The organism is Citrobacter sp. Igbk 16 (assembly GCF_028069755.1).
Taxonomy (GTDB): domain Bacteria; phylum Pseudomonadota; class Gammaproteobacteria; order Enterobacterales; family Enterobacteriaceae; genus Citrobacter.
Genome location: NZ_JANEWJ010000027.1, coordinates 57,571 through 70,534 on the forward strand (window position 1 = coordinate 57,571; position 12,964 = coordinate 70,534).

The 12,964-nt window shown below is 54.3% G+C and carries 11 protein-coding genes; 9 read left to right on the forward strand and 2 right to left on the reverse strand.

The annotated features are described in order from the left end of the window. Nucleotides 1–247 precede the first annotated feature (247 nt). Both mrcB and hrpB read right to left on the reverse strand, forming a co-directional pair. Nucleotides 248–2,788, reverse strand: coding sequence for a bifunctional glycosyl transferase/transpeptidase (gene mrcB / locus NNO03_RS17010; RefSeq protein ID WP_271450068.1), 2,541 nt, complete (start codon nt 2,786–2,788; stop codon nt 248–250). Between the two features lie 139 nt (nt 2,789–2,927). Then, nucleotides 2,928–5,357, reverse strand: a complete 2,430-nt coding sequence (gene hrpB / locus NNO03_RS17015) for an ATP-dependent helicase HrpB (protein WP_271450069.1) — start codon at nt 5,355–5,357, stop codon at nt 2,928–2,930. Between the two features lie 73 nt (nt 5,358–5,430). On the opposite strand from hrpB, the gene thpR reads away from it, so the two are divergent. From thpR to panD, 9 genes are all read left to right on the forward strand, one after another. Then, a complete protein-coding gene (thpR, locus tag NNO03_RS17020; RefSeq protein WP_271442273.1) occupies nt 5,431–5,961 on the forward strand; it encodes an RNA 2',3'-cyclic phosphodiesterase in 531 nt (176 codons plus the stop codon). A 15-nt stretch (nt 5,962–5,976) separates the two neighbouring features. After that, nucleotides 5,977–6,681, forward strand: coding sequence for a DNA/RNA nuclease SfsA (gene sfsA / locus NNO03_RS17025; protein ID WP_271442272.1), 705 nt, complete (start codon nt 5,977–5,979; stop codon nt 6,679–6,681). A 177-nt stretch (nt 6,682–6,858) separates the two neighbouring features. Continuing rightward, nucleotides 6,859–7,314 (forward strand): RNA polymerase-binding protein DksA, encoded by a 456-nt coding sequence (dksA, locus tag NNO03_RS17030; protein ID WP_003829221.1) that lies wholly within the window; start codon nt 6,859–6,861, stop codon nt 7,312–7,314. A gap of 96 nt (nt 7,315–7,410) precedes the next feature. Beyond that, nucleotides 7,411–8,307 carry a tRNA glutamyl-Q(34) synthetase GluQRS gene (gene gluQRS / locus NNO03_RS17035; RefSeq protein ID WP_271450070.1) on the forward strand — a complete coding sequence of 299 codons (897 nt, stop codon included), beginning with the start codon at nt 7,411–7,413 and terminating at the stop codon, nt 8,305–8,307. A 71-nt stretch (nt 8,308–8,378) separates the two neighbouring features. Next, nucleotides 8,379–9,773, forward strand: a complete 1,395-nt coding sequence (pcnB, locus tag NNO03_RS17040) for a polynucleotide adenylyltransferase PcnB (protein ID WP_212734722.1) — start codon at nt 8,379–8,381, stop codon at nt 9,771–9,773. Between the two features lie 51 nt (nt 9,774–9,824). After that, nucleotides 9,825–10,316 (forward strand): 2-amino-4-hydroxy-6-hydroxymethyldihydropteridine diphosphokinase, encoded by a 492-nt coding sequence (gene folK / locus NNO03_RS17045; protein WP_271450071.1) that lies wholly within the window; start codon nt 9,825–9,827, stop codon nt 10,314–10,316. A gap of 120 nt (nt 10,317–10,436) precedes the next feature. Next, nucleotides 10,437–11,228: a 3-methyl-2-oxobutanoate hydroxymethyltransferase gene (gene panB, locus NNO03_RS17050; protein WP_137383692.1), complete on the forward strand. Its 792-nt coding sequence runs from the start codon at nt 10,437–10,439 to the stop codon at nt 11,226–11,228. Between the two features lie 125 nt (nt 11,229–11,353). Then, entirely contained in the window at nt 11,354–12,208 is an 855-nt protein-coding gene (gene panC / locus NNO03_RS17055; protein ID WP_271450072.1) for a pantoate--beta-alanine ligase, read from the forward strand. 96 nt (nt 12,209–12,304) lie between these two features. Then, complete coding sequence (gene panD, locus NNO03_RS17060; protein ID WP_023178331.1) at nt 12,305–12,685, forward strand: aspartate 1-decarboxylase; 381 nt, start codon at nt 12,305–12,307, stop codon at nt 12,683–12,685. Nucleotides 12,686–12,964: the final 279 nt, after the last annotated feature.

A 12,964-nucleotide genomic window follows, 5' to 3' on the forward strand; every position in this document is an offset into this window, starting at 1 on the left:
CAGCATAATATTCGAAACTCTGGCGAGATAGCAAGCAATACGCGCCCCTACTAAAACTAAGGGGTTAAGAAATAACCAGATGAAAAGAAAGGGTTAATAAATTAGGCTGAAATGTTTTAACGGAAGACGTACCGGATAGCGGCATGCTGCTCAAATTCCGTAGGCCTGATAAGCGCAGCGCCATCAGGCAAAACAAAGCCGAGTGGCGCCAAAGAAAAACCCGCCGAAGCGGGTTTTGAGGCAGGCGTTAGTTACCGCCAAACATCTCTTTAATCCAACCGGCCACGCCATCGCCATCCTTCTTCTCCTGCTGCGGCGGCTGTTGTTGCTGCTGCTGCTGTTGAGGCTGCGACTGCGTTGATTGATCGAACGGATTACCTGACTGCTGCTGCATCTCACCTTGCTGACACAACGAGTCCGGATCGGTGGTCCACACTGGCAGCGTACGCATACCGCCACTGCACACGAAGTTACCGTCGTAATCGACGCCCATATCAACAATATCTTCCGGCGGCGTCAGCACCAGCGGTGTTGGTGTCTGGTTCGCCAGATAACGCTGATAAATCGACATCGCCCCGCTGGCACCGTACAACTTGGTTGGCTGGTTGTTATCGCGGCCTACCCAGGTAATCGTCACCTGGCTGCCGTCGATACCGGCAAACCAGGTATCCACGTTGTTGTTGGTGGTCCCGGTTTTCCCTGCCAGGTGCAGCCCTGGGTACTTCGCGCCCAGTTGACGACCCGTACCGCGTTGAACCACCTGTTGCATGGTCCACAGCGTCATATAGGCCGCCTGCGCCGGAACGGCGCGCTCTGCCTGCGGGAAGCTTTGATACAGCACGGTTCCATCTTCAGCAATGACCGAACGCAGTGCTGATAATGGCGCACGGTTACCCCCGCTGGCGATGGTCTGGAACGCCTGCGCCACTTCAATTGGCGTCAGGTTCAACGCCCCCAGCAGCATCGCCGGAACCGGATTGAGCTGATCTTTCGGAGCGCCCAGTTTCGTCCAGGTCTCGGTAACAGCTGGCAGACCCAGCGCCATCCCCAGATTGACAGTCGGGACGTTCATTGAACGTGTTAACGCATCCACCAGCATCACTTTACCGCTTTCGCTATAGCGACGGTCATCGTTCTGCGGTGACCACACCTGGCCGTTCGGCTGGCGCAGCGCAATCGGCGCATCGGCGATCCAGGTATTCAGGCGATACAGCTTCGGCTGGCTGAGTGCCGTCAGATAGGTTGCCGGTTTTGCCAGAGAACCGATGGAACGACGGGCCTGCATCGCGCGGTTATAGCCCGCAAACTGCGGCTCAGCGCCGCCGACCATAGCACGAACCTCGCCGCTAAAGCGGTCAACGACCACAATCGCGGTTTCCAGATCGCTCAGCTTACGTTGTTTCTTCAGCACCGGAATGCCTTCCACCGCCGCTTTTTCTGCCGCATCCTGCGCCACGGAATCAAAGGTGGTGAAAATTTTCACACCGGAGAGATCTTTGACTTTATCGCCCAGCTTCGCCTGTAGCTCCTGGCGAACCATCTGCATAAACGCTGGCTGTGGTGAAATCACTCCGCCACGCGGCTGCACGCCTAACGGGCGCGCACTCAGCATGTCATACAGATCCTGATCGATAATCTGCTGCTGTTGCAGCAGGCGCAGCACCAGATTACGACGTTCCAGCGCCAGCTTCGGATTACGCCATGGGTTGTAGATTGACGCACCTTTCACCATCCCCACCAACAGCGCCTGCTGGTCAAGACTCAACTCCTCTACCGGACGGCCAAAATAATACAGGCTCGCCAGCGGGAAGCCACGGATCTCGTTATCACCGCTCTGACCGAGGTACACCTCGTTCATATACAGTTCAAGAATGCGGTCTTTGCTGTAGCGCGCATCCATGATCAGCGCCATGTAGGCTTCGTTCGCTTTACGCCAGTACGAGCGCTCGCTGGACAGGAACAGGTTTTTGACCAACTGTTGAGTCAACGTACTGGCCCCCTGCACCGTACGACCCGCCGTCAGGTTCGCCAACACTGCACGGCCAATGGAATAGAGACTGATCCCGTCGTGCTCATAGAAGTGACGGTCTTCGGTCGCCAATAGCGTGTCCACCAGCAGATCCGGGAAGCCGCTACGCGGGACAAACAGACGCTGCTCGCCGTTAGGCGAAGAGAGCATGGTGATCAAACGCGGATCGAGACGGAAGAAACCGAACTGGCGGTTGTTATCCATATTCTCGATGGTGTCCAGATGATCGCCGTCAAAGGTCAGACGCGCACGCACCTGCCCTTCTTTACTGTCCGGGAAGTCAAACGGACGGCGGATCATCTCAATGCTCTTCGCCTGCACGGTGAATTCGCCAGGGCGCGTCATTTTCGTCACCTGACGGTACTGTGTCGCCTCCAGCAGTTTCACCATCTCGTTCTTGCCGATGGGCATTTCTGGCTCAAGGTTAACCATCCGGCCATAAACAGCCGCGGGCAGTTGCCAGACTTTGCCATCGATACGGCTGCGAATTTTTTGGTCCAGGTACACGCCATATATCGCGATCAGCACCAAAAAGACGATCGACAGTTTTACCAGCAGCCAGAACCAGCCACGCTTACCACGAGGCTTACGCCCTTTGCCTTTACCCTTACGCGGCATCGGTTCTTCATCCTCATAGTCATCATCATCATAATCGTCGTCATACTCGTCATCTCTGAGTTGACGACGGCTCACCTTTTGTTTCGCCGGACGTGACGGTTTCCCTTTACGTCCAATTGGCTCGCGGTCATTCCCCGCCATGCTTTTTCTCCGCAACATTCAGGCGCAAGGGCCCGATTCTCTGTTCTTCCGTCCTGCGACAGAAGAAGAAATCTCTCAATTTTCTGCTGTATTTATGCCGGATGGCGGCGTAAAACGCCTTATCCGGCCTACCGTTTCATTACGAATACTTTTTGGTCCGCCGCGTTGGCGCGGTATTCGCCGGATCGTCCGGCCAGACGTGCTTGGGATAACGCCCTTTCATCTCTTTTTGCACCTCGCGGTACGACCCTTTCCAGAACGCGCTCAGATCGCTGGTGACCTGCAGCGGTCGCTGGGCCGGAGAAAGCAGTTCCAGCACCAACGGCACACGCCCCTCGGCGATGGTTGGCGTATTCGCTTCGCCAAACATTTCCTGCATCCTGACCGCCAACACCGGGGGATTATCCTCGTGATAGCGAATGGCTATCCGGCTTCCCGTCGGCACAGTGTAATGCGCCGGCAGCGAACTCTCCAGACGTTGCAGCATTGACCAGTCCAGTAAACCGCGCAATGCCTGAGCCACATTTAATGCTTTGAGTGCGCGTAAAGAGTGCACACCGCTCATATGCGGCAATAGCCAGCTCTCCAGCGTCGACAGCAGCGAGGCATCATCGACAGCAGGCCAACCGTACTCCGGCAACCAGTTTGCCGCGCATTGCAGACGCAACCGAAACTGTTCAGCCTCAGGCGTCCAGTTGAGCACACTTAGGCCTTTATCGCGAATTCCGTTCAACATGGCCTGATGCAACTCGTCTTCCGAAGGTTTAGCCAGCGGCTGTACTTTAACTGTCAGTTGACCAATGCGCATTCGGCGCAGCGCTTTCAGCGTCCCCTGGGTTTCATCCCATTCGATGGTATCTGACTGTCGCAGCAGCTCAGGACACGTCTGTATTAATCTGTCGATATCCAGCGGCAAAGACAGCAAAATACGAGCATCCGGCGAGGCACTACCCTGTAGCAACAGCGGCGCGATAAGCCACTCATGGCGCGCCGATGCATCATCAGCATCCAGCATTGCCCCCATCCCGTTCGCCAGTTGATATCGCCCTTCCTGACCACGACGCCGGGCAATACGATCGGCAAACGCCTGCGCCAGTAAAGGTGCTAACCGTTCGCTATCAGGCTGGCCTCCACGCACATTCAGGCGCTTCAGTAGCTGCTGGCTACGCAGTTGCCAGGCGGGCTGGTGGCGTGAAAATGCTGTTGCCAGATCGGTACTCCCACCGCGCGGTGGTTCTTCCAGAATTGCCGCCAGCTTTGCTGCCGTTGCCGCTTCGTCGTCATTGTTAGCACTGACTAGCATTGCTGCTAAGCGGGGATCGTTGCCCAGTGCCGCCATTTTTTGTCCGGTGGCACTGAGTCTGTCCCCCTCCAGTGCGCCCAGCATCTGTAACAAACGCGTTGCCGCCTGCATATTTACGACTGGCGGCCTATCCAGCCAGCTTAACTGTGCGGGATCGGTGCATCCCCATTGCAACAGTTCCATCAGCAGGCCGGACAGGTCGCTTTGTACGATTTCCGGCTCGCCTTGCGGCGCAGCCCTTTCTGCCTGCTCTTTGGCCAGCAGATGCAGACAAATACCGGGTTCCAGACGCCCTGCTCGCCCTGCTCGTTGGGTCATTGAGGCCTGGCTAATACGTTGGGTAATCAGTCGCGTCAATCCCGTGCGTGCATCAAAACGCGCCACACGCTCCTGGGCGCAGTCCACCACCAGACGGATACCTTCAATGGTTAAGCTGGTTTCAGCAATATTGGTTGCCAGCACGACTTTACGTCGCCCCGCTGGAGCAGGCAAAATGGCCTGTCGCTGCTCGGTCAGCGATAATGCGCCATACAGCGGGCACAGCAGGATATCGCTGCCCACGCGGCCTGCCAATTGCTCCTGCACGCGCAGGATCTCACCCACGCCGGGTAAAAATAGCAGCAACGAGCCACTCTCGTTACGCAGCAACTCCGCGGTGGCAATGGCAACCGCTTCGTCAAAACGTAAATGCGTCGCCAGGGGCTGGTAGCGCCGTTCAACAGGAAACGCACGTCCTTCGGAAACAAGGGTAGGCGCTTCAGGCAACAGCTGTTGTAAACGCCCGTTGTCCAGTGTGGCTGACATAATCAGCAGTTTTAAATCATCCCGCAGGCCTTGCTGCACGTCCAACAGGAGCGCCAGTGCCAGATCCGTCTGCAGGCTGCGCTCGTGAAATTCATCAAGGATCACCAGACCAACCCCCTGCAATTCTGGATCGCGTTGGATCATGCGCGTGAGCACACCTTCTGTGACCACTTCAAGCCGGGTTTGCGGCCCAATGCAGCTTTGCGCGCGCATGCGGTAACCCACGGTTTCGCCGGGCTTTTCGTTTAGCGACTCCGCCAGTCGTTGTGCCACATTGCGAGCCGCCAGACGACGCGGTTCCAGCAGGATAATGCGCCCCGAAATCCCCTGATGCTTCAGAAACTGCAGCGGCAGCCAGGTCGATTTCCCGGCCCCCGTCGGCGCGGTCAGCAGGACCTGCGGTGAGGCATCAAGGGCAGTAAGCAGTTCAGGCACTATGGCGGCAACGGGCAACGACGTCACAAATGACTCCAGAGGGTTAACATTCTTCGCGCTGCATTGTAGCATCGCGTTAATTCATAACCGAGTATCCATCATGTCTGAGCCAAAACGGCTGTTCTTTGCCATTGAATTGCCTACTGAGGTTCGGGAGCAGCTCATCCACTGGCGAGCCGCACAATTTCCACCGGAAGCGGGCCGCCCTGTCGCCGCGGACAATCTGCACCTGACGCTGGCTTTTTTAGGGGATGTCAGTGCGGAGAAACAGCAGGCGCTATCACAGCTGGCCGGACGCATTCGCCAGCCGTCGTTTACGCTCAGGCTGGACGATGCAGGGCAATGGCTGCGTTCGCGGGTGGTATGGCTGGGAATGCGCCAGCCGCCACGTGGGCTATTGCAACTGGCCAACATGCTGCGAGCACAGGCCGCACGCAGCGGATGCTACCAAAGCCCGCAGCCCTTTCACCCGCATATCACGCTCTTGCGCGATGCCAGCCATGCAGTCGCCATCCCGCCCCCCGGTTTTTGCTGGTCATTTCCGGTTACGGAGTTTGCGCTTTACGCCTCGTCATTTGAGCGAGGACGCACTCGCTACTCAACCTTGCAACGCTGGGCGCTGAGCAAGTAATCAAGGGTATTATTCATGCAATTTTCTCCCCCTTTACAACGCGCTACGCTAATTCAGCGCTATAAACGTTTTTTAGCGGATGTGATCACACCTGATGGCACAACCTTGACGCTACACTGCCCAAATACCGGAGCAATGACCGGATGCGCAACCCCTGGTGATACCGTCTGGTATTCAACATCAGAAAATACTAAACGGAAATATCCACATACCTGGGAATTAACGCAAACCGGATCTGATGCTTTTATTTGTGTTAACACGCTATGGGCCAATCGCTTAACGAAAGAGGCGATTCAGAATGAACTCATTGCGGAGCTTTCTGGCTACAGTGTGTTGAAAAGTGAAGTAAAATACGGCGCAGAAGGCAGTCGTATTGATTTTTTGTTACAGGCAGATTCCCGGACTGACTGCTATATTGAAGTAAAATCAGTCACGTTGGCGGAAAAAGAGTATGGTTATTTTCCCGATGCCATCACTGAACGAGGTCAGAAACATCTTCGGGAATTGATGAGCGTAGCGGCTGAAGGTAAACGTGCAGTCATATTTTTCGCGGTACTACATTCAGCCATTACACGGTTTTCACCCGCGCGCCATATCGATGCAAAATATGCGCAGTTATTAGTCGAAGCACAGCTAAAGGGGGTCGAAATTCTGGTTTATAAAGCGGAACTTTCTGCCCATGGTATGACTCTTAAAGAACCGTTGCCCATTGCCTTATAATGGTGTGAACAACGGGTTAATTAGTATTCTGGCCGCGTGCGCAAATACGCTTTTCCTCACAGGGTTGTCAAGTGTTACGTATAGATAATTGCTATCCGGAAAAGCATCTGCTATTTATAGCGACCTGATTTTTCCCCCGAACATGGGGATCGATAGTGCGTGTTAAGGAGAAGCAACATGCAAGAAGGGCAAAACCGTAAAACATCGTCCCTGAGTATTCTCGCCATCGCTGGGGTGGAGCCGTACCAGGAGAAACCGGGCGAAGAGTATATGAACGAAGCCCAGCTGTCGCACTTCAGGCGTATTCTTGAAGCATGGCGTAATCAACTCAGGGATGAAGTCGATCGCACTGTGACTCATATGCAGGACGAAGCGGCTAACTTCCCTGATCCGGTTGACCGTGCCGCACAGGAAGAAGAATTCAGCCTTGAGCTGCGTAACCGTGACCGTGAGCGCAAACTGATCAAAAAGATCGAGAAGACGCTGAAGAAAGTAGAAGACGAAGATTTCGGCTACTGCGAATCATGCGGCGTAGAAATTGGTATTCGTCGTCTGGAAGCCCGTCCAACAGCCGATCTGTGCATCGACTGCAAAACGCTGGCAGAAATTCGCGAAAAACAGATGGCGGGTTAATCCCGTAGGCTGTTGCATGCCGGATAGCATTACGCTAATCCGACAATACCTGGGCGGGAGTTTCTCCCGCCTTATTCTTTTATATTATCCATCGACATGACAGACAAACCCTATATTGGCCGTTTTGCCCCTTCACCTTCCGGTGAACTGCATTTTGGTTCCCTGGTAGCCGCCCTCGGCAGTTATCTGCAGGCCCGTGCACAACGTGGAATCTGGCGGGTACGAATTGAAGATATCGATCCCCCTCGTGAAGTTCCCGGTGCTGCAGAGACGATTCTGCGTCAGCTGGAACATTACGGGCTGCACTGGGATGGCGAAATCATGTGGCAATCGCAACGCCATGACGCCTACCGTGAGGCACTGGTCTGGTTACAACAGCAAGATTTAAGCTACTACTGCACCTGTACACGCGCCCGTATTCAGCGTATTGGCGGGATTTACGACGGTCATTGCCGCGCGTTACGCCACGGGCCGGAAAATGCAGCGGTACGCATCAAGCAACAGCATCCCGTCTTACACTTTAACGACCTGCTGCGCGGCAATATTCACGCCAACCCAGAGCTTGCTCGGGAAGACTTTATTATCCACCGACGCGACGGACTGTTTGCTTATAACCTTGCGGTGGTGGTTGATGACCACTTCCAGGGGGTAACTGAGATTGTACGCGGTGCAGATCTCATCGAACCGACTGTACGCCAAATTTCGTTGTATCAGCAGTTCGGCTGGCAAGTACCGGACTATATTCATCTGCCGTTGGCGCTCAACGAGCAAGGCGCTAAACTTTCTAAGCAGAATCATGCGCCTGCCCTACCGCACAGCGATCCACGCCCGATTCTCATCAAGGCGTTGCGTTTCCTCGGTCAGAGCACTGCAATACCGTGGCAAGCGCTGAGTGTGGAAGAATTACTGCAAACTGCGGTGCAAAATTGGACGCTTTCGACTGTGCCGGGTTCAGTGAATGTAAATCCGGCATTCTCAAATGACTCATGCTGAGCTATGATTAGCCGCGATTTTTACACAGCAACACTTGTTCTGACTGAAGTTTGACACTACCGAGGTGCACTATTTTTACCCGAGTCGCTAATTTTTGCCGCAAGGTGCTAAGCCGCGAGGAGCGCGAGGCCGAGCTTGCCGTCGCCCGTCCGCATATGACGGTAATCCCGCGTGAGCAGCACTCTATCTCCCGCAAAGATATCAGTGAAAATGCCCTGAAGGTAATGTACAGGCTTAATAAGGCTGGATACGAGGCATGGCTGGTTGGCGGTGGCGTGCGCGACCTTTTGCTGGGCAAAAAACCGAAAGACTTTGATGTCACCACTAACGCGACACCGGATCAGGTACGGAAGTTGTTTCGCAACTGCCGCCTGGTTGGGCGTCGTTTCCGTCTGGCTCACGTCATGTTTGGCCCGGAAATTATCGAAGTCGCGACTTTTCGTGGTCATCATGAAGGCAGCGAAGCCGATCGTGCAACGTCACAGCGTGGACAAAACGGAATGCTGTTGCGCGACAACATCTTCGGTTCCATCGAAGAAGATGCCCAACGCCGCGATTTCACCATCAACAGCCTCTACTATAGCGTGGCTGATTTCACCGTTCGTGATTACGTCGGTGGAATGCAGGATCTGGAAGACGGTATTATCCGCCTGATTGGCAATCCTGAAACGCGCTATCGTGAAGATCCCGTGCGTATGCTGCGCGCGGTACGCTTTGCAGCCAAGCTTGATATGCGTATCAGCCCGGAAACCGCAGAGCCGATCCCACGCCTGGCAACACTGCTGAACGATATTCCTCCTGCACGCCTGTTTGAAGAAGCGCTCAAGCTGTTACAGGCAGGCTACGGTTATGAAACCTATAAAAAACTGCGTGAGTACAGCCTGTTCCAGCCGCTGTTCCCAACCATCACCCGCTATTTCACCGAAGACGGTGACAGCGCGATGGAACGCATCATTGCCCAGGTACTAAAGAATACCGACACCCGTATCCACAATGATATGCGCGTAAACCCGGCATTCTTGTTTGCAGCGATGTTCTGGTATCCGTTGCTGGAAACCGCGCAGAAAATTGCCCAGGAAAGCGGTCTGGCCTATTACGACGCCTTCGCGCTGGCAATGAATGACGTGTTGGATGAAGCCTGTCGTTCACTGGCTATCCCGAAACGCCTGACGTCGCTCACCCGTGATATCTGGCAGCTTCAGTTACGCATGTCCCGTCGTCAGGGTAAGCGCGCCTGGAAGCTGATGGAGCATCCAAAATTCCGCGCTGCCTACGACTTGTTGGCCCTGCGTGCCGAAGTGGAAAATAACGCCGAGCTGCAGCGTCTGGCGCAGTGGTGGGGCGAATTCCAGGTGTCGGCTCCGCCAGAGCAAAAAGGCATGCTGAACGAGCTTGATGAAGAACCAGAACGTCGTCGTCATCGTCGTCCACGTAAGCGTGCGCCGCGCCGCGAAGGTTCCGCATGACCCATCACGTATACCCTACAAATTTCGAGTCGCATCAAGGCGGTGACACAGATGCAGCTTGAAAGACGACGGGTATATATCGCTCTCGGCAGTAATTTAGCCTCTCCTCTGGAGCAGGTTAATGCTGCCGTGCAAGCGATCGGTGAAATCCCGGACAGCCAAATTCTCGCCGTTTCTTCCTTTTACCGCACCCCGCCATTAGGCCCACAGGATCAGCCCGATTACCTGAATGCCGCCGTCGCGCTGGAAACCACCCTTGCAGCGGAAGAGTTACTTAATCACACTCAACGCATTGAGTTGCAGCAGGGCCGTGTGCGTAAAGCCGAGCGCTGGGGCCCGCGTACGCTGGACCTCGACATTATGCTGTTTGGTGATGAAGTGATTAACACCGAACGTCTGACCGTACCGCACTACGATATGAAAAACCGCGGCTTTATGCTGTGGCCACTTTTTGAAATCGCCCCTGAACTGACTTTCCCGGACGGAACCCGCCTGCATCAACACCTCTCCCAACTCGGTGCGGCAAAACCTGCACACTGGTAAAGTAATCCTTCCCCTTTAGCGTTTACTGCTTTCGCGCCAAACGATTGCTTAAATCAATTGCCCCCCTGAATGTGACTGCTAGAATGCCGTTAAATATGACTTTCACCATCAGGATATGTTATGAAACCGACAACAATCTCATTGCTGCAAAAATACAAGCAAGAGAAGAAACGCTTCGCAACGATTACGGCCTACGACTACAGCTTCGCGAAACTCTTTGCCGACGAAGGTATCAATGTGATGCTGGTGGGTGATTCACTGGGGATGACGATTCAGGGTCATGACTCTACCCTGCCGGTCACTGTTGACGATATTGCCTACCATACTCGCACTGTGCGTCGCGGGGCACCCAACTGCCTGCTGCTTTCCGATCTCCCGTTTATGGCCTACGCTACGCCAGAACAAACCTTTGCAAACGCGGCGGTTGTGATGCGCGCGGGTGCCAATATGGTCAAGATTGAAGGCGGTGCATGGCTGGTCGATACGGTGAGAATGCTGACTGAACGCGCGGTTCCGGTTTGCGGCCATCTGGGTCTGACCCCGCAGTCAGTCAACATTTTTGGCGGCTATAAGGTGCAAGGCCGTGGTGATGCCGGGCAAACGCTGCTCGACGACGCACTGGCACTGGAAGCGGCTGGCGCTCAACTGCTGGTACTGGAATGCGTTCCCGTTGAACTGGCAAAACGCATCACCGAAGCGCTATCTATTCCGGTGATCGGCATCGGCGCGGGCAACGTCACCGACGGTCAGATTTTAGTGATGCACGATGCGTTTGGCATTACCGGCGGTCATATTCCAAAATTCGCGAAAAATTTCCTTGCCGAAGCGGGCGACATGCGCGCTGCGGTGCGGCAGTATATTGCTGAAGTGGAATCCGGCGTTTACCCGGGCGAAGAACATAGCTTCCACTAAATTTTCTGACGAGATGTAGGCCTGATAAGCGTAGCGCCATCAGGCGGTTCGGCGCACGTTGCCGGATGGCGGCGCAAACGGCTTCTCTGGCCTACAGACCCTCAGGCAACTAAAGGAGTCAAGGTGTGCTAATTATTGAAACCCTGCCGCTGCTGCGCCAGCATATTCGCCGTCTGCGCCAGGAAGGTAAACGTGTGGCGCTGGTTCCCACCATGGGCAATCTACACGACGGCCACATGAAGCTGGTCGATGAAGCAAAAGCCCAGGCCGAAGTGGTCATCGTCAGCATTTTCGTCAACCCAATGCAATTCGACCGACCGGAAGATCTGGTGCGCTATCCGCGCACGCTGCAGGAAGACTGTGAAAAGCTGAACAAACGTAAAGTCGATTATATCTTTGCTCCAGCCGTTGAGGAAATCTACCCACAGGGGCTGGAAGGCCAGACGTACGTTGATGTTCCCGGCCTCTCTACCATGTTGGAAGGCGCCAGCCGTCCGGGCCACTTCCGTGGCGTTTCGACCATCGTCAGCAAACTGTTCAACCTGATCCAGCCGGATGTTGCCTGCTTTGGCGAAAAAGATTTCCAGCAGTTAGCATTGATCCGCAAAATGGTTGCGGATATGGGTTATGACATTGAGATCGTCGGTATGCCTATTATTCGCGCCAAAGACGGCTTAGCCCTTAGCTCACGTAACGGATATCTGACGGCAGAGCAGCGTAAAATCGCCCCCGGCTTGTACAAAGTGATGAGCCGCATTGGCGAAAAATTACAGGCTGGCGAGCGCGATCTGGAAGAGATTATTGCTATTGCCGCGCAGGAGCTGAATGAAAAAGGTTTCCGCGCCGACGATATTCAGATCCGCGATGCCGACACACTGCTGGAACTGACTGAAAACAGCAAGCGTGCAGTGATTCTGGTCGCCGCATGGCTGGGCCAGGCACGGCTGATCGATAATCAAAGCGTTACATTAGCCCTGTAGACAGGGGTTAAAAATCGGGCAATACTGCCTGAGAAATTTCTCAAAGCGGGCCAGTTGTGCCTGCTTAGCCAAGGTAAACGACAGGGTATAGAAGTTATGATTCGCACCATGCTGCAAGGCAAGCTCCACCGCGTAAAAGTCACGCAGGCGGACCTGCATTACGAAGGCTCCTGCGCCATCGACCAGGATTTCCTTGATGCCTCCGGTATTCTGGAAAACGAAGCTATTGATATCTGGAACGTGACGAATGGGAAACGTTTCTCAACCTATGCGATTGCGGCTGAACGCGGCTCCAAAATCATCTCGGTGAACGGTGCGGCTGCACACTGCGCTGAGGTTGGCGACATTGTGATTATCGCCAGCTTTGTCACTATGTCTGATGAGGAAGCCCGCACATGGCGCCCGAAAGTGGCTTATTTTGAAGGCGACAACGAAATGAAGCGTACCGCGAAAGCCATTCCGGTACAGGTTGCCTGATGCTAATTGCGGAGACCGCATGAGTCAGGTTGTCTCCGCACATTTATCACCAATGTAATACGGCAGCATAATATTTTTGATGCGGCTGTATAATATCTCATTTCCTTATCTATTGCGCACTGCCGCTACTCCATTGAATTAATCCTTTCCTCAAACAAGCCATAGCCTGCATTGAATGGACTGGAGGAGGCTCCCCACGTAATCTAGTAAGGTATACTCACCAAACATCAAATAAAACTTAATAATCTTTTTAGAAAATATAATGAAACAGGATTATTT